Source organism: Curtobacterium sp. MMLR14_010, assembly GCF_001865015.1.
GTDB lineage: Bacteria > Actinomycetota > Actinomycetes > Actinomycetales > Microbacteriaceae > Curtobacterium.
Genome location: NZ_MJGV01000046.1, coordinates 471993 through 490686 on the forward strand (window position 1 = coordinate 471993; position 18694 = coordinate 490686).

Here is an 18694-nt window from a genome sequence, read left to right on the forward strand (position 1 = left end):
GGCACCGCGCCTCCCGTCCGGTCCTGGTCGCGTCAGCGACCCGTGTGCGGCTCGCTCAGACGAGCGAGCGGAGCACGTACTGCAGGATCCCGCCGTTGCGGTAGTAGTCGGCCTCACCGGGGGTGTCGATGCGGACCACGGCGTCGAACTCGACGGTCTGCTTGCCCTCGGGCGAGTGCGCGCTCGGCTCGGCGGTGACGTGCACCGTCTTCGGCGTGCGGCCCTCGTTGAGCTCGGTGAGCCCGGAGATCGAGACGACCTCGGTGCCGTCGAGCCCGAGTGACTCGATCGTCTCGCCCGCCGGGAACTGCAGCGGGACGACGCCCATGCCGATGAGGTTCGAGCGGTGGATGCGCTCGAAGCTCTCGGTGATGACCGCCTTGACGCCCAGCAGGCTCGTGCCCTTGGCCGCCCAGTCGCGCGACGAGCCGGAGCCGTACTCCTTGCCGCCGAACACGACGAGCGGGGTGCCCTGCTCCTGGTAGTGCTGCGAGGCGTCGTAGATGAACGACTGCTCGCCGTCGGCGGTGGTGAAGTCGCGGGTGTAGCCGCCCTCCACGCCGTCGAGGAGCTGGTTGCGCAGGCGGATGTTCGCGAACGTGCCGCGGATCATCACCTCGTGGTTGCCACGACGCGAGCCGTAGGAGTTGAAGTCCTTGCGGTCGACCGCGTGCTCGGCGAGGTACTGGCCCGCCGGGCTGTCGGCCTTGATCGACCCGGCCGGCGAGATGTGGTCGGTCGTGACCGAGTCGCCGAGCTTCGCCAGCACGCGGGCGCCGGAGATGTCCGAGACCGCGTCCGGCGTCATGGTCATGCCGTCGAAGTACGGGGGCTTCCGCACGTAGGTCGACTCGGCGTCCCACTCGAAGGTGTCACCCGTCGGGGTCGGCAGGTTCTTCCAGCGGTCGTCGCCCTCGAACACGGAGCCGTACTCGTGGGTGAACATCGCGGTGTCGATCGACGTGTCGATGACCTGCTGGACCTCGGCTGCGTCGGGCCAGATGTCCGCCAGGTAGACGTCCTTGCCGTCCTGGTCCTGGCCGAGGGCGTCGGTGTCGAAGTCGAAGTGCATCGACCCGGCGAGGGCGTACGCGATCACCAGCGGCGGGCTCGCCAGGTAGTTCATCTTCACGTCGGGGTTGATGCGCCCCTCGAAGTTGCGGTTGCCCGAGAGCACCGCGGTGACGGCGAGGTCGTTGTCCTGGACGGCCTGCGAGATCTCCTCGGGCAGCGGGCCCGAGTTGCCGATGCAGGTGGTGCAGCCGTAGCCGACCGTGTAGAAGCCGAGCTGCTCGAGGTAGGTCGTGAGTCCGGCCTTCTCGTAGTAGTCCGTGACGACCTTGGAGCCGGGCGCCAGGGTGGTCTTCACCCACGGCTTGGCGGTGAGGCCCTTGATCGCGGCGTTCCGCGCGAGGATGCCGGCGGCCATCATGACCGACGGGTTCGACGTGTTCGTGCAGGACGTGATCGCGGCGATCGCGACGGCGCCGTGGTCGATCGTGAACGGGGTGCCGTCCGCGATGGCGACCGACGTCGGCTTCGACACCGTGCCGGGGGCGCTGGAGGCGTGCGCCGGGACCTCGGACGCCGGGGCGTCCTGCAGGTCGTCGACGGCGTGCTCGTCACCGGGGGCCGCGGCGACCGGGTCGGACGCCGGGAAGGTGTCCGCGACGGCCTTGTCCTCTTCGGTGTGGTCGATGCTCGCGTAGTTGGCGAGGTCGACCTCGAACTGGTCCTTCGCCTTGGACAGCTCGATGCGGTCCTGCGGGCGCTTCGGGCCGGAGATCGAGGGGACGACCGTGGAGAGGTCGAGCTCCATGTACTCCGAGTAGGCGGGCTCGACGGAGGCGTCGTGCCACAGGCCCTGCTCCTTGGAGTAGGCCTCGACGAGGGCGATCTGGGCCTCGTCGCGACCGGTCAGGCGGAGGTAGTCGAGCGTGACGTCGTCGACCGGGAAGATCGCGGCCGTCGAGCCGAACTCGGGGCTCATGTTGCCGATGGTGGCGCGGTTCGCGAGCGGCACGGCGCTGACGCCCTCGCCGTAGAACTCGACGAACTTGCCGACGACACCGTGCTTGCGGAGCTGCTGCGTGATCGTGAGCACGACGTCGGTCGCGGTCACGCCCGCCGGGATCTCCCCGGAGAGCTTGAAGCCGACGACCTTCGGGATGAGCATCGACACGGGCTGGCCGAGCATCGCGGCCTCGGCCTCGATGCCGCCGACGCCCCAGCCGAGCACGCCGAGGCCGTTGACCATCGTCGTGTGCGAGTCGGTGCCGACGAGGGTGTCCGGGTAGGCGTAGGTCTCGCCGTCGAAGTCACGCGTGTAGGTGACCTTCGCCAGGTACTCGATGTTGACCTGGTGGACGATGCCGGTCCCCGGGGGGACGACCTTGAAGTCCTCGAACGCGGTCTGGCCCCAGCGGAGGAACTGGTAGCGCTCACCGTTGCGCTCGTACTCGAGGTCGGTGTTGCGCTGCAGGGAGTCCGTGCTGCCGAACAGGTCGGCGATGACGGAGTGGTCGATGACCATCTCGGCCGGTGAGAGCGGGTTGATCTTGTTCGGGTCCCCGCCGATGTCGGCCATGGCCTCGCGCATGGTGGCGAGGTCGACGATGCACGGGACACCGGTGAAGTCCTGCATGACCACACGGGCCGGGGAGAACTGGATCTCGGTGTCCGGGTCTGCCTCGGGACGCCAGGAGCCGAGCGAGCGGATCTGGTCCGCCGTGACGTTCTTGCCGTCCTCGGTGCGGAGGAGGTTCTCGAGCAGCACCTTGAGGCTGTACGGGAGCTTCTCGTGTCCGGGGACGGAGTCGATCCGGTGGATCGCGTAGTCGACACCCCCAACCGAGAGCGTGTCCTTCGAGCCGAAGCTGTTGACTGCAGCCACTGTGCCGCCTCCTGAGTTGATCGATCGTGCCCTCGTCCTCGTGGGCCGTCCCACCAGCACGGTAGACCTCCGCCGCCGGGTGCGATGCCCCCGCGGAGATGTCTTGATGTCGAGAGAACTCTACACCGCAGCCTGGTCCGGCTCGCGTTTGAACACCGTGCGGGTGAGCAGCCACGTCACCCAGAGCATCGCCGCGTAGAGCGGGACGCCCGTGATGAGCTTGATGCCGGCGAGGAGTTCGACCTGCGCCGTCAGGTAGAGCGGGATCTCGATGACGAGCCGGAGCGCGAACAGCCCGACCCAGAGCCACGTCGCGACCGTCAGCACGCGGCGCTTGCCCGGGTCGGCACGCCAGTCGGTGCCCGTGCCGTCCTCGTCCTGTGGCAGGAGCAGGCCGACGATGAGCCCGATGAGCGGCCGGCGGATCACCAGCGTCACGAGGAGTCCGACGAGGCACACCAGGTTGATGACGATCCCCGGGATGAAGTTGCTCTCCGCCTTGCCGGTGATGAGCGCGAGGCCGGCCGAGATCGCCACGCCGAGGATGCCTGCGAACGACATCGCCAGGGACTGCCGCTGCACCAGCCGGAGCACGACGAAGACGAGTCCGACGAGCACGGGGATCACGACGCTCGGGACGAGTTCCTTCGTGATCGCGTAGACGATCAGGAACGCGAAGCCCGGCAGCACCGACTCCGCGAGGCCGCGCACGCCGCCCACCGCGGTCACGAGGGCGCGGCCGGAGGGCGCTTCTCCCGGTGCCACCTGCCCGATGCCCGCGTTCCGGACGGCGTCGCGGAGCTGGGCGTTCAGCGACAGCGGCTCGGCGCGCTCGTCCGCGAAGCGGTCGTCCTCGGCGCGGGCGTCCGTAGAGCGGGCGTCCGTGGAGCGGGCGTCCGTGGCCGGAGCATGCGCTGCCGGAGCGGGCGCATCGGTGGACGCGACCCCCTCGGGGTCAGCAGGGTCGAGACGGTCCGACACCGGGCCTCCTGGTCGTCAGATCGCCGACTGCGTCGACTTCGGCATGTGCAGCGGGATCAGGTCGCGCGGCGGCATCGGTGTGGTGCCGCGCACCACGACGACGCTGCGGAAGAGCTCTTCGATCTCCTCGGCGTCCTCGGGCGAGTCGGCGGCCTTGCCGGCGATCACGCCGCGGAGGAACCAGCGGGGTCCGTCGACGCCGATGAAGCGCGCAGGGCGGGCTCCGGCGACGCCGCCGTCCCCGTCCACGACGACCGGGACGCTGGCGCGGAGCTCGGGACCGAACGGGCCGTCGACCTCGGTCACGGTGCCGCCCTGGCGCTCGATCTGGTCGGCGATCTGCGCGCGGATCTCGTGCCAGAGGCCGGTGGAGCGCGGTGCGGCGAACGGCTGGACCTGGAGCGTGGAGTCGTCGTAGTCGAGCCCGACCGCGACGACGCGCTGGGAGCCCTCCTCGACCTCGAGCCGGAGGTGCAGGCCCTCTCGCGGCAGGATCTTCACGCCGCCCAGGTCGACGTAGGGCCGGACCGGGTTGGCCTCGGTCTCGTCGAGCGGGCCGGCGTCCTCGCGGTCTGCCGGCGCGGACTTGCCGGTCGGTGCGACGGCGTCGACCTCGTCGAGTCCGGCGTCGGCCTCCACCGCGATGTCGACCTCCGGGGAGGTCTCCGCGACCTCGGCGTCGTCGGCGACCGCAGCGGCCACCTCGACCTCGTCACGCTTGCGTCGGCCGATCCTCATCGCTGCGTTCCTTCCGTCTGGTTCGTGTGCGTCTGCGCGCCGTTGTCGGCGCTCGCGCTCGGGTCCGTCTGCGCGCCGCGGTCGGCGCTCGTGCCACCGTAGCCCGAGGAGCCGAAGCCGCCATGGCCACGGACACTGTCGGGGAGCTCGTCGACGCGCGTGAACACCACCGGGGGCACCGGCATGACGATCATCTGCGCGATGCGGTCGCCCACGTGGACCTCGTACGGCTCCGCCTGGTCGGTGTTGAGCAGCGCGACCTTGATCTCCCCGCGGTAGCCGGAGTCGACCGTGCCGGGCGAGTTCACGATGGTGATGCCGTGCTTGGCCGCGAGACCGCTGCGGGGCACCACGAACGCGGCGTGGCCGTCCGGCAGGGCGATCGAGACGCCCGTGCCGACCAGGCGGCGCTCACCCGGCGCGAGGACGAAGGCCTCGGTCGAGACGAGGTCGGCGCCGGCATCGCCGGGGTGGGCGTGGACGGGAGCGTTCTCCCCGGTCCAGAGCACGTCGACAGGTTCGGTCACGTGACGAGGGTAGTGCAGCCCGTGACCGTTCCGTGACCTCAGGTGAGTCGTGGTCGAATGGTCCCGTGACCCTGTACCGCGAACGTCTCTGGGCGCCGCCGAGCCTGTACCTGGCGACGGCGCTCGTCATCCCCGCGAGCCTGCTCGTGTTCCTGCCGATCAGCATCGTGACGGGGATCATCGTCGCCGCGGCGATGGAGGTCGGCGTGCTCGTGTTGCTCTGGGCCGTCGCACCCGTGATCGAGGTGACGGACACCGAGTTCCGCGCCGGACGGGCCCACCTGCCACGTGCGGTCGTCGGCGAGGTCGTGCCGTTCCACGGGGCCGAGGCCACGACGCAGCGCGGCACGAAGCTGGACGCCCGGGCGTGGACGCTCTTCCGCGGGTACGTCCGGCCCGTCGTGCGCGTCGAGGTCCGCGACGACGCCGACCCCACCCCGTACTGGCTCGTCAGCGTGCGGGACCCGGACAAGGTCGTCGACGCGCTGCGCTCCTGACCCCGGCCGCGGCCGCGAGGCGCCCCGTCTCGAGGCAGCCGCGCTCCCGAGACACCCCCGTCTCGCGTCGCCTGCGCTCCCGAGACACCCCTGTCTACGCCAGACACCCCCGTCTGACTCGTTCTGCGCGCCCGAGACGCCCCCGTCTCGCACCCTGCGCGTGCTGAGACACCGGCGTCTCGACGAAACGCCCCAGAACTCCCGAGACCCCGCCGAAACCCGCGGCGTCTCGCCCGGGCAGCGGCGTCTCACGCAGACACCCCCGTCTCGCACCCGGCGCGTGCCGAGACACCGGCGTCTCGACGAAACACTCCCGAACTCCCGACACACCGCCGAAAACTGCGGCGTCTCGTCCGGAGAAGGGCGTCTCACGCAGACACCCCCGTCTCGCGCCGGCACAGGCCCGCACGCCGTCCCCACCACCTGCCCCACGCCCCCAGACATGACGAACGGCCCACACCCCCGAGGGGATGCGGGCCGTCCGACGTTCGCGTGTCCTAGAGCGCAGCGCACTCCGCGCAGACCGGGCCGAGCTTCGACTCGTGGTCGAGCTGCGACCGGTGCTTCACGAGGAAGCACTCGACGCAGGTGAACTCGTCCACCTGCGGGGGCAGCACGACGACGTCGAGGTCGACGTCGCTGAGGTCCTGTCCGGCGAGTTCGAAGCTGCCGGGGTTGTCCGAGTCGTCATCGACGACCCCGGACATCTTGTCGGGCACGCGCTCCTTGAGGGCCTCGATCGACTCCGAATCGGAGTTGTCGTCGGTCTTCCGGGGGGCGTCGTAATCGGTGGCCATGCCCATCCATTTCTCGTATCGAGAGGTCGTCGCCGGAGATCGGCGGCGACAGTATCCAACACGTGCCGCCTCGATGCAAACTGAGCGGTCAGCGGCTCGTCTGGGCGTGCAACCCGGCGCGGCGTCCGACCATTCCCGAGGGCCAGAACCGATCCCGCCGAACACCGACACACGCGACCGCGCTGCACCGTGAACGGCAGGCCCGTCCGCCGCACCGGAAACGGCACGCCCGTGCGCCTCCCCGGAAACCGGCCGACACCGCTGCATACTTCCCGGGTACGACGCAGACCGTACGCAACTGCTCGGAAGGCGGAACCATGCAAGACGTGAGAGTCATCGGAGTGGAGTCCGGGGCACTCCTGCTCGCGACCGACGGCGGCAGCGAGTTCCGGTTGCCCGTCACCTCGGCGCTGCCGGGGCAGGTCCGACAGGCGAACCCCGACGGCATGCCGCAGAAGCGCGTGTCCCCGAAGGACGTCCAGGCCCGGATCCGCAGCGGTGCCGACGCAGCCGACGTCGCCTCGGCGCTCGACGTCGACGTCGAGTACGTCCGCCGCTTCGAGGGCCCCGTCCTCGCCGAGCGTGCCTTCATCCTCGACGCCGCCCGCCGCGTGCCGGTGACGCCGTCCGACGAGCCAGCACCCGACGTGTTCGGCGACGCCATCACGGCCCGCCTCGAGTCCGGTGAGGCCACCGGCGTCACCTGGTCGAGCTGGAAGCACGTGGAGAACGGCTGGCAGGTGCAGGTCCGCTACACCGCTGGCGAGGTCGAGCACGACGCCCAGTGGTCGTTCGACCCGAAGACCTCGACGCTGACGCCGGACACCAGCGACGCGCACCGGCTCTCGCACACCGAGGACGAGGGCCTCGCGCCCCGCCTCCGCGCCGTCGAGTACGAGCAGCAGGACACCGACGGCACCCGGTTCGACTCCGGCGCCTTCCGGGTCGACGAGCCCGACGAGGCCGTCACGAACCCCGAGGTCCCCGAGCGCGCCCCGCTCCGGGCGCCGCTCCCCCGCATCGGCACAGCGCAGATCGAGGAGCGTCCGCCGGGCAACGAGACCGCCGACCTGCTCGAGGCCCTCCGCCGCCGCCGCGGGGAGCGCGAGTCCGTCACGTTCGCCGATCAGCAGCAGGAGGAGCAGCGCGGATCGGTCAGCGTGGTCGACATCCCGCTGCACGGCTTCACCGACACGAACGACACGGCCCCGCAGCCGGACGGCCGTCCGTCCTCCGCCCCGGACTCCGAGGGTCGCCAGGACCGCAAGAAGCGCAGCCGCCGCTCGATGCCGAGCTGGGACGAGATCGTGTTCGGGACCCGTCCCGACGACGAGGTCTGACCCCTCCACCATCCCGGGAGGGCCGCAGCAGCCCGCCACGCACCTCGCGTGGCGGGCTGCTCCCGTCCAGGGCTCGGTGCGGGTCGTGCGCGCCGCTCAGCTCGCGAACGCCCCGGCCAGGCGGAGCGGCACGAGCAGCTCGTCGTCGGTCATCGCCCCGTGCTGGCCGATCATCCGCTTCGGCACCGCTCCGGGCTTCAGCGCCCGGTCGTCGTTGAACGCCCACGTGCTCCTGGCCACCACGACCACGTCGCCGATGCGCGGGAGCACGTCGTCGGACACGGCGCCGAACCAGCCAGCGGCGATCGCCTCGTCCCGGCTGGCGACGTAAGCCCGCTTGCCGTAGGTGCTGCGCCAGGCCTCGACCAGCGCGGGGACGTCGGTCCCGGGGGCCACGGTGAGCTGACGGCAGCGGGGGTCCCCCGCGACGCCGACGACGCCCTCGAGCAGGTCGGGGTCGATCGCGATGTTCGCCTCCTCGGGCACGTCGAGGATGCCGTGGTCGGCCGTGACGAGGACGCCGACGTCCCGGGCCACGCCGGCGGCCAGGCGGGCGAGCTCCCCGTCGAGCGACTCGAGCGCCGCGGTCCACCGGTCGGACTGCCACCCGTGCTTGTGCGCGATCGAGTCGAGCTCGGGCACGTAGAGGTACACGAGCGCCGTACCCGTGAGCGTGGCTGCGATCGCTGCGTCCACCCGCTGGGTCACGGTGTCGGCGGGGACGTACCGCGCGCCGCTGAGCACGTTCGCGGTCATGCCCGACGACTCGTACCGCGCCGGACCGACGACCACGGGGTCGACGCCGAGGGCCGGGGCCTCGGTGAACAGGGTGGGCGTGCGGAGCCACCCGGCGGGCACCTCGTCGTCCCACCCGCTGAGCAGGTTCACGACCTGGCCGGTGTCCGGGCTCCAGCCGCTGTAGCCGACCACGCCGTGGGTGCCGGGCGACCGACCGGTCGTCAGGGTCGAGAGCGCCGCGGCTGTCGTCGTCGGGAACCCGCTGCGCAGGCGCTTCCGGGAGCCCGTCAGGAACCGGGCGTGCCCGGCACGCGCGCCGAGCGCGTTCGCCCCGAGGCCGTCGACCAGGACGACGACCGCGGAACGGGCGGGGCGGAGCGGGATCCGAGCCTCCAGGCCGTGTGTCCGCAACCACGTGTCGTCCGCAGCGCCGAGGGCCACGAGGCAACTCGGCAGCACGTCGGCGAGGTTCGCGGTGGCGTCGGGGGCCGTCGGTAGGCTCTGTGTCACCCTCCGATCCTCCCAGAAAGGTCCCATGGCACGCACGGACACAGTCGGTCTCCCCGACGGTGAGCGCATCGAGGACGTCGACGTCTCCGAGGAGATGCAGGGCTCGTTCCTCGAGTACGCCTACTCGGTCATCTACTCGCGTGCCCTGCCCGACGCCCGCGACGGCCTCAAGCCCGTGCAGCGTCGCATCCTGTACCAGATGTCGGAGATGGGTCTGCGGCCGGACCGCGGCCACGTGAAGAGCGCCCGCGTCACCGGCGAGGTGATGGGCAAGCTGCACCCGCACGGCGACGGCGCCATCTACGACGCCCTGGTGCGCATGGCGCAGCCGTTCACGATGCGCGTGCCCCTGGTGGACGGCCACGGCAACTTCGGGTCGCTCGACGACGGCCCCGCCGCTGCCCGGTACACCGAGGCCCGGCTCGCCGAACCGTCGATGGCCATGACGGAGAACCTCGGCGAGGACGTCGTCGACTTCGTCCCGAACTACGACAACCAGATCATGCAGCCCGGCGTGCTGCCGGCCGCGTTCCCGAACCTGCTGGTCAACGGAGCCTCCGGCATCGCCGTCGGCATGGCGACGAACATGGCGCCGCACAACCTCGGCGAGGTGGTCGAGGCCGCCAAGCACCTGCTCCTGCACCCGAAGGCCTCGCTCGAGGAACTCATGGAGTACGTGCCGGGGCCCGACCTGCCCTCCGGCGGCACGATCGTCGGCCTGTCCGGCGTGCGCGACGCCTACGCCACGGGCCGCGGCACCTTCCGCACCCGGTCCAAGGTCAGCGTCGAGACCCTGTCGCCGCGCAAGACCGGCCTCGTCGTGACCGAGCTGCCCTACCTCGTCGGCCCCGAGCGCGTCATCGAGAAGATCAAGGACGGCGTCCAGGCCAAGAAGCTCGTCGGCATCTCCGACGTCAACGACCTGACCGACCGCAACCACGGGCTGCGGCTCGTCATCGGCATCAAGTCCGGGTTCAACCCCGCCGCCGTGCTCGAGCAGCTGTACAAGCACACGCCGCTCGAAGAGGGCTTCGGCATCAACAACGTCGCCCTGGTCAACGGGTCCCCGCGCACGCTCGGACTGCGGGAGCTCCTCGACGTCTACGTGCAGCACCGGATCGCCGTCGTCACCCGGCGGTCCGAGTACCGGCTGGCGCGCCGACGCGAACGCCTGCACCTGGTCGAGGGCCTGCTCGTCGCGATCCTCGACATCGACGAGGTCATCCAGGTCATCCGCACGTCGGACGACTCCGAGGCCGCACGCAGCCGTCTCCGCGACGTGTTCGACCTGTCCGAGGTGCAGGCCGAGTACATCCTCGAACTGCGGCTCCGGCGGCTCACGAAGTTCTCCCGCATGGAGCTCGAGGGCGAGCGGGACCAGCTCCTCGCCGACATCGCCGCGATCGAGGAACTGCTCGCCTCCGACGACCGCCTCCGGGCCCAGGTCGCGCTGGAGCTCACCGAGGTGTCCGACAAGTTCGCCACGCCTCGCCGCACGCTCCTGACCGAGGCCGACGCCCCCGTCCGCGGCGGCAAGAAGGCCGTGGTCGACCCCGAGGACCTCCAGGTCGCCGACGCCCCGTGCCGTGTCCTGCTGTCGACCACCGGCCGGCTCGTCCGGGTCGACGTCCCGACCGCCGAACTCGGGGTCGTGCGGGTGCCGAAGCGCTCCAAGCACGACGCCGTCCTGTCGAGCGTGCTCAGCACCGTCCGCGGGCAGGTCGGCGCGCTGACCTCGACCGGCCGCATCGTGCGGTTCTCCCCCGTCGACGTGCCGTCCGTCCCGCCCGCTGCCGTCCGGCTCGACGCCGGCGTGCGGGTGCACGAGTACCTCGGCATCCCCCGCGGCGAGTCCGTCGTCGCCGTGGTCGACCTCAGCGCGGCGTCCGAGCACTCGCTCGCGATCGGCACTGCGCAGGGCGTCGTGAAGCGCGTCGTCCCCGGAGCCTGGCCGGACAAGCCCGACTTCGTGGCGATCGGGTTGAAGCCCGGCGACCAGGTCGTCGGCGCCACCCAGTCGGCCGAGTCGGACGACCTCGTGTTCATCACCTCGAACGCGCAGCTGCTCCGGTTCGGGGCGGCCGCCGTCCGTGCGCAGGGTCTGCCCGCCGGTGGGGTCGCTGGCGTGGCGCTGTCCTCCGGGGCCTCGGTGATCTGGTTCGGGGCCGTCGCTCCGTCCGAGGACGCCGTGGTCGCCACCGTCTCCACGTCCTCGTCCGCCCTGCCCGGTACGGACACCGGGCGCGCCAAGGTCTCGTCGCTGTCGGAGTTCCCCGCGAAGGGCCGTGCGACGCAGGGTGTGCGGGCGCACGCGTTCCTCAAGGGCGAGGACGGTCTGACCGTCGCGTGGGCCGGCATCGCGCCGCCGCACGCGGTCGGTACGGACGGCGCTGCCCGGACGCTGCCGGACTGGCTGTCGAAGCGCGACGGGTCGGGCAGCGCGCTCGACGACGTCGTCGGGTCGATCGGCGGCAGCGCGGCGACGCTCGACGGCACGCGCGGCGAGGCGTAGGGCGGTACGGGCACGCTCCCGCCTGTCCGCCCGCCTGCCCGCCTGCCCGATGTGACACGCCCCCGTCTCACATCGAGACACCCCTGTCATCCCGAGACGCCCTCGAACCGTCGAGACGCCGCCGGAAGTGGCAGCGTCTCGACGTCCAAGCGGCGTCTCGCGCAGACAGGGGTGTTTCGCACGACCACGCCGGGCGGCCTGACTCCACACACCGGCGTCTCACGCAAACGGGGGTGTCCCGCACGACCACGCCGGGTGGCCTGACTCCACACACCGGCGTCTCACGCAGACAGGGGTGTCTCGCACGACCACGCCGGGCGGCCTGACTCCACACACCGGCGTCTCACGCAAACGGGGGTGTCCCGCACGACCACGCCGGGTGGCCTGACTCCACACACCGGCGTCTCACGCAGACAGGGGCGTCTCGCACGCACGCCGCCAACCGCAGCCTCCACCGGTCAGGACACCCCGCTCGTGTTCGTCGACGGGTCACGAAGCGTCGGTGTGAGCGCCTCGTGACGACGATCTCCGAGCACTCGGCGACCGACACACGGGGTGTTCTGACCACTCGGCGCCTCGACTGGACGACACACGACCGCCGATCACTCGGCTACGCGACTCCGCTTGCCGACGACCCCGCTACACGTCGATGCGGTCGCGGTCCAGGCCCTCGCCGGCCAGGATGAACTCCTTGCGCGGCGCGACGTCGTTCCCCATGAGCAGCTCGAAGACCTTCGCAGCGGACTCGGCGTGGGGCACCTGGACGCGGCGCAGGGTGCGGTGCGCACGGTCCATGGTCGTCTCCGCGAGCTGGTCAGCGTCCATCTCGCCGAGCCCCTTGTAGCGCTGGATCGGCTCCTGGTACTTCTTCCCGGACTTCGCCAGCTTCTTCAGCACGGCCTGGAGCTCCTGCTCGGAGTACGTGTACAGCGTGTCGTTCGGCTTGCCGCGGTTGATGACGACGACCCGGTGCAGCGGCGGCACCGCGGCGAACACCCGGCCCTGCTCGATCATCGGCCGCATGTAGCGGAAGAACAGCGTCAGGAGCAGCGTGCGGATGTGGGCGCCGTCGACGTCGGCGTCCGACATGATGATGACCTTCCCGTAGCGGGCCTGGTCGAGCTCGAACGTCCGCCCGGAGCCGGCGCCGATGACCTGGATGATCGAGGCGCACTCGGCGTTCGAGAGCATGTCCGCGACGGATGCCTTCTGCACGTTGAGGATCTTGCCGCGGATGGGCAGGAGCGCCTGGTACTCGCTGTTGCGCGCGAGCTTGGCGGTGCCGAGCGCGGAGTCGCCCTCGACGATGAAGAGCTCAGTGCCCTCGACGTCGTTCGACCGGCAGTCCGCGAGCTTCGTCGGCAGGGACGAGTTCTCGAGGGCGTTCTTCCGGCGCTGGGTCTCCTTGTGCGCTCGGGCCGAGATGCGGGTCTTCATCTCCGCGACGACCTTCTCGAGCAGTCCGGCCGCCTGGGCCTTCTCGGTGCGCTGCGTCGACGTCAGGATCTCGGTCATCCGCTTCGACACGACCGAGTCGACGACACGACGGACGGCCGGCGTCCCGAGGATCTCCTTCGTCTGGCCCTCGAACTGCGGCTCCGGCAGCCGGACGGTCAGCACGGCGGTGAGTCCCGCGAGCACGTCGTCCTTCTCGAGCTTGTCCTGCCCGAGCTTGAGCTTGCGGGCGTTGGCCTCGACCTGGGTGCGCACGGCCTTGACCAGCCCGGCCTCGAAGCCCGCCTGGTGCGTGCCGCCCTTCGGCGTGGCGATGATGTTCACGAAGCTGCGGAACACCGTCTCGTAGCCGTCACCCCAGCGCAGGGCGATGTCGACCTCGCAGGTGCGCTCGACCTCGGTCGAGACCATGTGGCCCTTGTCGTCGAGCATCGGCACCGTCTCCTTGAAGGTGCCGGAGCCCTGGATGCGCCAGACGTCGGTCTTCGCACCGTCCACGGCGAGGTGCTCGACGAACTCGCCGATGCCGCCCTCGTACCGGAAGCGCTCGACGACCGGCCCCTCGGCGACCTCGACCCCCGTCGCGGCGGCGCGCTCGGCGGCGGCGGCGATGGCGGTCGGGCGTTCGTCGGTGATCGTGAGGCCGAGCCCGGGCACGAGGAAGGCCGTCTGGCGCGCACGGTTCACCAGGTCCGCCATGCTGAAGGCGGCGTCCCTCGTGAAGATCTGCCGGTCGGCCCAGTAGCGGACCCGCGAGCCGGTGACGCCCTTCTTGACCTTGCCGACGACGCGCAACTCACTGCCGGAGGTGAAGGGGCTGAACGGTGCGTCCGGGCCGATGCCGTCCGAGTCGTCGAACAGCCCGGGTTCCCCGCGACGGAACGACATGGCGTAGGTCTTGCCCCCGCGGTCGACCTCGACGTCGAGGCGCTCCGACAGCGCGTTCACGACCGAGGCGCCGACACCGTGGAGCCCGCCGGATGCCGCGTACGACCCCGACCCGAACTTGCCGCCGGCATGCAGCTTCGTGAAGACGACCTCGACCCCGGTCAGGCCGGTCTTCGGCTCCACGTCGACGGGGATGCCGCGCGCGGTGTCGGTGACCTGGACGGAGCCGTCCGGGAACAGCCGCACGCCGATCTCGTCGCCGTGTCCGCCGAGGGCTTCGTCCACCGAGTTGTCGATGATCTCCCACAGGCAGTGCATGAGGCCACGCGAGTCCGTCGACCCGATGTACATGCCGGGACGCTTCCGGACTGCCTCGAGTCCTTCGAGGACGGAGAGATGCCGTGCGGAGTAGTCGGAGCTCACCTCCCGAGCCTACCCAGCACGACCGACACCACCCGCCTGACACTCGCACTGGGGACGATCGGTCCGCGGTGAGCGAAATGAGGCCACACAATGCCGGACATCCAGGCAGCACGTGTTGAAATGGTGCAACCAGGAAGCACCACCTGCAATCCGTGAGGAGCACAGCAATGACCCAGACCGTGCAGGACCTCTCCATCGACGACGTCAGCAACCACCAGCTCACCGCTGCCGACCGGTGTGACAGCTGCGGAGCGCAGGCCTACATCCGAGCCACCATGGCCAGCGGCGAACTGTTCTTCTGCGCCCACCACGGCGCGGAGTTCAAGGACAAGCTCGCAGCCACCGCGATCGAGTGGCACGACGAGAGCAGCCGACTCCGCGAGTCGAAGTAGCGCGCCGAGGCGCGAGTAGAGCAAGACGGGAGGCCCGGTGCCAGTTGGCACCGGGCCTCCCGTCTGTCTCTGGTTCCGTCAGAACGCGCGGTTCAGCATCCAGGCGACGCCGCGGTAGCTGTTCGGCCCCCAAATCCCGTCGATCGGGCCGTCGTAACGGCCGTGAGCGGCCGCCCAGTGCTGGAGCGCTGCTACCGTGTCCGGGCTCTCCCAGTTCGGGATGCTGTTCCCGTAGAAGTGGCCGCGCACGATGAGCTGGATCGCCACACTCTGCCACGAGTTCGGCCCCATCACGCCGTCGATCGGCCCCGTGTACCCGGACCCGGGCATGCTGCCGAAACACTGGAGGCGTTTGTAGAAGACCGGACCGGGGATCCCGTCGTACTCGGTCGTGGTCGTCGGGACCGAGCTGCAGGCCGAACTGATGCGCGTCGTTGCAGCCTCAGCAGGAGCTGTCTGGACGATGGCACCCGTCGTGGTCAGTGTCACGACGAGTGCGCCGACCAGCGCGAGGACGGATTTGGTGTGGTGCATGAGGCCTCCTTTGTCGGCCTCCAACATTTCACATCCCGTAGCCGATGTGTCGGCTCTGGCAACTGTTGCAACGATCGCGGGGACGACGAAGGCCGGGCCCGTGCGGGCCCGGCCTTCGTGAGCGTCAGGCGATGCGCTTGAACGCCTTGTCGACGAAGCGGTCGACCGTCGCCCGCGCTTCGCGCGCGTACCGGTCGATGGTCGCCGTCTGCTCCGGGTCCGGCGCGTACTCGCGGCCCAGCCGTGCCGTGGCCGCAGCGAGGACACCGTCGGTCAGCTGCGGGTTCAGCGGCAGGAGCGGACCCTGCGCGTGCGTGCCGAAGGACGTGCCGCGAATGGCGCCCTCGACGGGCGAACCGGCCTGGTTCCCGCCGCCGGAGACCACGTCGGCGAACGGGGTGACCCCGGCGCCGAGCTCGATGCGCGTGGCGTGGTCCTCGAACGCGGCGAGGCGCTTCGACGCACCGTCGAGCAGCGGGTACCGCGTCTCGAGCACGAAGTAGTTGACGCGACGCTCGGCACCGCGCACGGCTCGGGCGTCGAACACGCCGAAGCCCTGCAACGGTGCACCGTCAGCCGGGACGACCTCGTTCGTTGCCAGGTCGAACCCACCACCGACTGCGACCACGGGCACACCCGCGGCGGCGAGGTCACGGAGCGGCGCAGCGATCCGGCCGATGTCGGCAGCGAGGGACCGCATCGCACTGAGCGGGCCGTTCCCGATGACGACGACGTCTGCCTCGGAGGGCAGCTCGTCGCCCGGGGCGTACTCGACGACCTCCGTCGGGACGTCGGCGGCGGCGGCCCGGCGGGTCAGGGCGACCACGTTGCCGCGGTCCCCCGACACCCCCATCTGCCGCGGGTAGACGTGCAGGATGGTCAGGCGATCGGCCGTCATGCGGTCTTCTCCAGGTCCGGGTGGCCGAGGGCCTTCCGGGCGATCATCATGATCTCGTAGTTGACGATGAAGTTCTTCGTGCCGGTGCTCGTCGTGCCGAGGCCCTGCATGTGCTTGATGGCGGTCTCGACGTCGGGTTCGACCCGGCCGATGCGGACGCCCGCGTGCTCGAGCGCGATCGCGATCTGCCAGGCCTTGTCACCGGAGACGACATCGACGTGGTCGAGCTTGGAGAAGTCGATGTCGTAGATCCAGGAGATGTCCGGGGTGCCCTCGTCGATCGCCATGAGGACCTGCTCGGGGTGGTCCGGCAACGCGTCGAGGTTCAGCTGCAGGCTCGCGGCGTTCTTGAACATCGTGAACTCGGCGGATTCGCCGGCGATGGGCAGGCGCTCACCGCGGCCGTACGCCGGCTTCATCGTCGAGAAGGCCCGCGTGACGGCGTCCGTCCGGAACTGCGTGCCGAGGGCCGCACTGGCCGTGGCCGTCGCCGCAGCGGCGTCGACCGCGTAGTGCAGGCCACGAGCGGGCAGGCGCACGGCGATGTCCGATCCCCCGAAGGCGATCGTGGCGGCGTCACCGGTGTGTTCGGTGACCTCGGCGTCGATGACCGACTGCTCGGCGTCGGCGCGGTCGAAGTCGTCCGCGTTCTGCAGGCCGTTCGGGCTGGCGGCGACGATGGCGGCGCTCGCACCGAAGCGGAGCACGCGCTGCCCGTCGACAGCGCTGTAGGCGTCGAGGAACTGGTCGTCGTGGTTCGTGATGACGTTCGCTGACGACAGGGCCGCCGTGTCGAGCATCATCGTCGCCACGCGCTCGGTCTCGAAGAACCGGTAGAGCTGGTCGACCTGCACGTTGAGCATCGTCACGGTGGAGGGCGACAGGATGCCGGCGAGCTCGACGGCGAAGGCCTCGTCGACCTCGAGGATGCCGATGTCCGCCTTGAGCCGACCGGTCAGCGAGACCTCGGACAGCAGCGCCGACGCGATGCCCTGCGGCAGGTTCGCCCCTGACGGGTTCGTGAAGACCCGGAGTCCGTGCGCCCGGACGATGTCCGAGATCATGTGCGTCGTCGTGGACTTGCCGTTCGACCCCAGCACGAAGACCACCCCGTTGGGGAACTGCTTCGTGACGTGCTGCAGGAAGTCGGGCACGAGCTTCAGGACGATGAAGCCCGGGTAGGCGGACCCCCCGCCCCGCGCACGGGCGAGGGCGCGGAGGATCCGCCCGATGAGGATCGGGATGAAGAAACGCACCGCTCGGCCTACTCGAGGTAGTCGCGCAGCGACTGCGACCGCGACGGGTGGCGGAGCTTCGCCATCGTCTTGGACTCGATCTGGCGGATGCGCTCGCGCGTCACGCCGAACGTGTCACCGATCTGGTCGAGCGTCTTCGGCTGACCGTCGCCCAGGCCGAAGCGCATCCGGATGACACCGGCCTCGCGCTCGGACAGGGAGTCGAGCAGGCTCTCGAGCTGCTTCTGCAGCATCGTGAAGCCCACCGCGTCGGCCGGCACGACCGCCTCGGTGTCCTCGATGAGGTCACCGAACTCGGAGTCGCCGTCTTCACCCAGCGGGGTGTGGAGCGAAATCGGCTCGCGGCCGTACTTCTGGACCTCGACGACCTTCTCCGGGGTCATGTCGAGCTCGCGGGCGAGCTCTTCCGGGGTGGGCTCGCGGCCCAGGTCCTGCAGCATCTGCCGCTGGACGCGGGCGAGCTTGTTGATGACCTCGACCATGTGCACCGGGATGCGGATGGTGCGGGCCTGGTCGGCCATGGCGCGGGTGATGGCCTGACGGATCCACCACGTGGCGTAGGTCGAGAACTTGAAGCCCTTGGTGTAGTCGAACTTCTCGACGGCACGGATGAGGCCCAGGTTGCCCTCCTGGATGAGGTCCAGGAACTGCATGCCGCGGCCGGTGTAGCGCTTGGCGAGCGACACGACGAGGCGGAGGTTCGCGCCGAGCAGGTGCGACTTCGCGCGCTGGCCGTCCCGAGCGACCCAGCGGAGCTCGCGCTCCTCGGGCTTGGACAGGCCGGTGGTGTGCTGGAGCTTGTCCTCGGCGAACAGGCCGGCCTCGATGCGCATCGCGAGTTCGACCTCCTGCTCGGCGTTCAGCAGGGCGACCTTGCCGATCTGCTTGAGGTAGTCCTTGACGGGGTCGGCGGTCGCGCCGGTGATCGTCGTCGAGTAGACCGGCGCCTCGTCGTCGTCGGACTGCGAGATGACGAGTGCGCCCGCGGCGACGGCGTTGGCGGCCTCCACAGCGGCCGTGCGCGGCTTGTCCTCGGTGTCGTCGTCGGTGTCGTCCGTCGTGTCGACGGCCTCCGCCGGCTCGACGGTCTCTTCCTCGTCCTCGTCGGACGCGGCCTTCTTCGCTGCGGGCTTCTTGACCGCGGCCTTCTTCGGGGCGGCCGCCTTCTTGGCGGGGGCCTTCGTCGCGCGCTTCTTCGGCGCAGCGGTGCCGTCGGTCTCGGGGCCCTCGGCCTCGGTCACCGTGTCGGCGTTGTCCTTCGTGGGATCGATCGTCGTGCTCCGGGCAGCCATGCGATCACCTCTCTCGTCGTGCC

General features: G+C 70.3%; 15 protein-coding genes. 4 read left to right on the forward strand and 11 right to left on the reverse strand.

The window, feature by feature from the left end; translation table 11 throughout:
- Positions 1–55 precede the first annotated feature (55 nt).
- The 4 genes from BIU98_RS10800 to dut all read right to left on the reverse strand — a co-directional run bounded on the left by BIU98_RS10800 (position 56) and on the right by dut (position 5139).
- Positions 56–2893, reverse strand: a complete 2838-nt coding sequence (locus BIU98_RS10800; protein ID WP_071275745.1) for an aconitate hydratase — start codon at positions 2891–2893, stop codon at positions 56–58.
- Between the two features lie 120 nt (positions 2894–3013).
- Positions 3014–3874, reverse strand: a complete 861-nt coding sequence (locus BIU98_RS10805) for a DUF3159 domain-containing protein (RefSeq protein WP_254787856.1) — start codon at positions 3872–3874, stop codon at positions 3014–3016.
- Between the two features lie 15 nt (positions 3875–3889).
- Entirely contained in the window at positions 3890–4612 is a 723-nt protein-coding gene (locus BIU98_RS10810) for a DUF3710 domain-containing protein (RefSeq protein WP_083393168.1), read from the reverse strand.
- Complete coding sequence (gene dut / locus BIU98_RS10815; protein WP_083393169.1) at positions 4609–5139, reverse strand: dUTP diphosphatase; 531 nt, start codon at positions 5137–5139, stop codon at positions 4609–4611. The genes BIU98_RS10810 and dut overlap by 4 nt, the downstream gene beginning before the upstream one ends.
- Positions 5140–5204: 65 nt before the next feature.
- Between dut and BIU98_RS10820 the strand changes: the two genes are divergently transcribed.
- On the forward strand, positions 5205–5636 hold the full coding sequence (locus BIU98_RS10820) for a DUF3093 domain-containing protein (RefSeq protein ID WP_071275747.1): 432 nt from the start codon (positions 5205–5207) through the stop codon (positions 5634–5636).
- Positions 5637–6133: 497 nt separating this feature from the next.
- On the opposite strand, the gene BIU98_RS10825 is transcribed toward BIU98_RS10820, so the two are convergent.
- Complete coding sequence (locus BIU98_RS10825) at positions 6134–6433, reverse strand: DUF4193 domain-containing protein (protein WP_031263038.1); 300 nt, start codon at positions 6431–6433, stop codon at positions 6134–6136.
- Between the two features lie 326 nt (positions 6434–6759).
- On the opposite strand from BIU98_RS10825, the gene sepH reads away from it, so the two are divergent.
- Positions 6760–7773: a septation protein SepH gene (gene sepH / locus BIU98_RS10830; RefSeq protein WP_175481338.1), complete on the forward strand. Its 1014-nt coding sequence runs from the start codon at positions 6760–6762 to the stop codon at positions 7771–7773.
- 96 nt (positions 7774–7869) lie between these two features.
- On the opposite strand, the gene BIU98_RS10835 is transcribed toward sepH, so the two are convergent.
- Positions 7870–9021, reverse strand: a complete 1152-nt coding sequence (locus BIU98_RS10835) for an alkaline phosphatase family protein (RefSeq protein ID WP_071275751.1) — start codon at positions 9019–9021, stop codon at positions 7870–7872.
- Positions 9022–9046: 25 nt separating this feature from the next.
- Between BIU98_RS10835 and BIU98_RS10840 the strand changes: the two genes are divergently transcribed.
- A complete protein-coding gene (locus tag BIU98_RS10840; protein ID WP_071275753.1) occupies positions 9047–11533 on the forward strand; it encodes a DNA topoisomerase (ATP-hydrolyzing) subunit A in 2487 nt (828 codons plus the stop codon).
- A 639-nt stretch (positions 11534–12172) separates the two neighbouring features.
- Here BIU98_RS10840 and BIU98_RS10845 read toward each other — a convergent pair.
- Positions 12173–14299, reverse strand: coding sequence for a type IIA DNA topoisomerase subunit B (locus BIU98_RS10845; protein WP_071275755.1), 2127 nt, complete (start codon positions 14297–14299; stop codon positions 12173–12175).
- Positions 14300–14466: 167 nt separating this feature from the next.
- Here BIU98_RS10845 and BIU98_RS10850 point away from each other — a divergent pair, with 167 nt between their 5' ends.
- Positions 14467–14691, forward strand: a complete 225-nt coding sequence (locus BIU98_RS10850; protein ID WP_071275757.1) for a hypothetical protein — start codon at positions 14467–14469, stop codon at positions 14689–14691.
- A 78-nt stretch (positions 14692–14769) separates the two neighbouring features.
- Here BIU98_RS10850 and BIU98_RS10855 read toward each other — a convergent pair whose 3' ends face one another.
- The 4 genes from BIU98_RS10855 to BIU98_RS10870 all read right to left on the reverse strand — a co-directional run bounded on the left by BIU98_RS10855 (position 14770) and on the right by BIU98_RS10870 (position 18671).
- Positions 14770–15225 (reverse strand): peptidoglycan-binding protein, encoded by a 456-nt coding sequence (locus BIU98_RS10855; protein WP_071275759.1) that lies wholly within the window; start codon positions 15223–15225, stop codon positions 14770–14772.
- Between the two features lie 124 nt (positions 15226–15349).
- The gene (locus BIU98_RS10860; RefSeq protein WP_071275762.1) at positions 15350–16123 is read right to left on the reverse strand and encodes a type 1 glutamine amidotransferase; all 774 of its coding nucleotides are present in this window, start codon (positions 16121–16123) and stop codon (positions 15350–15352) included.
- Positions 16120–17379 carry a MurT ligase domain-containing protein gene (locus BIU98_RS10865; protein ID WP_071275763.1) on the reverse strand — a complete coding sequence of 420 codons (1260 nt, stop codon included), beginning with the start codon at positions 17377–17379 and terminating at the stop codon, positions 16120–16122. Before BIU98_RS10865 ends, BIU98_RS10860 begins: the two co-directional genes overlap by 4 nt.
- A gap of 8 nt (positions 17380–17387) precedes the next feature.
- Complete coding sequence (locus BIU98_RS10870; protein ID WP_071275765.1) at positions 17388–18671, reverse strand: RNA polymerase sigma factor; 1284 nt, start codon at positions 18669–18671, stop codon at positions 17388–17390.
- Positions 18672–18694: the final 23 nt, after the last annotated feature.

Coding starts and splice junctions, on each gene's coding strand:
- BIU98_RS10850 (WP_071275757.1), top strand. CDS start 14,467: ATGACCCAGACCGTGCAGGACCTCTCCATCGACGACGTCAGCAACCAC.
- BIU98_RS10860 (WP_071275762.1), bottom strand. CDS start 16,123: ATGACGGCCGATCGCCTGACCATCCTGCACGTCTACCCGCGGCAGATG.
- BIU98_RS10870 (WP_071275765.1), bottom strand. CDS start 18,671: ATGGCTGCCCGGAGCACGACGATCGATCCCACGAAGGACAACGCCGAC.
- BIU98_RS10840 (WP_071275753.1), top strand. CDS start 9,047: ATGGCACGCACGGACACAGTCGGTCTCCCCGACGGTGAGCGCATCGAG.
- BIU98_RS10825 (WP_031263038.1), bottom strand. CDS start 6,433: ATGGCCACCGATTACGACGCCCCCCGGAAGACCGACGACAACTCCGAT.
- BIU98_RS10810 (WP_083393168.1), bottom strand. CDS start 4,612: ATGAGGATCGGCCGACGCAAGCGTGACGAGGTCGAGGTGGCCGCTGCG.
- BIU98_RS10855 (WP_071275759.1), bottom strand. CDS start 15,225: ATGCACCACACCAAATCCGTCCTCGCGCTGGTCGGCGCACTCGTCGTG.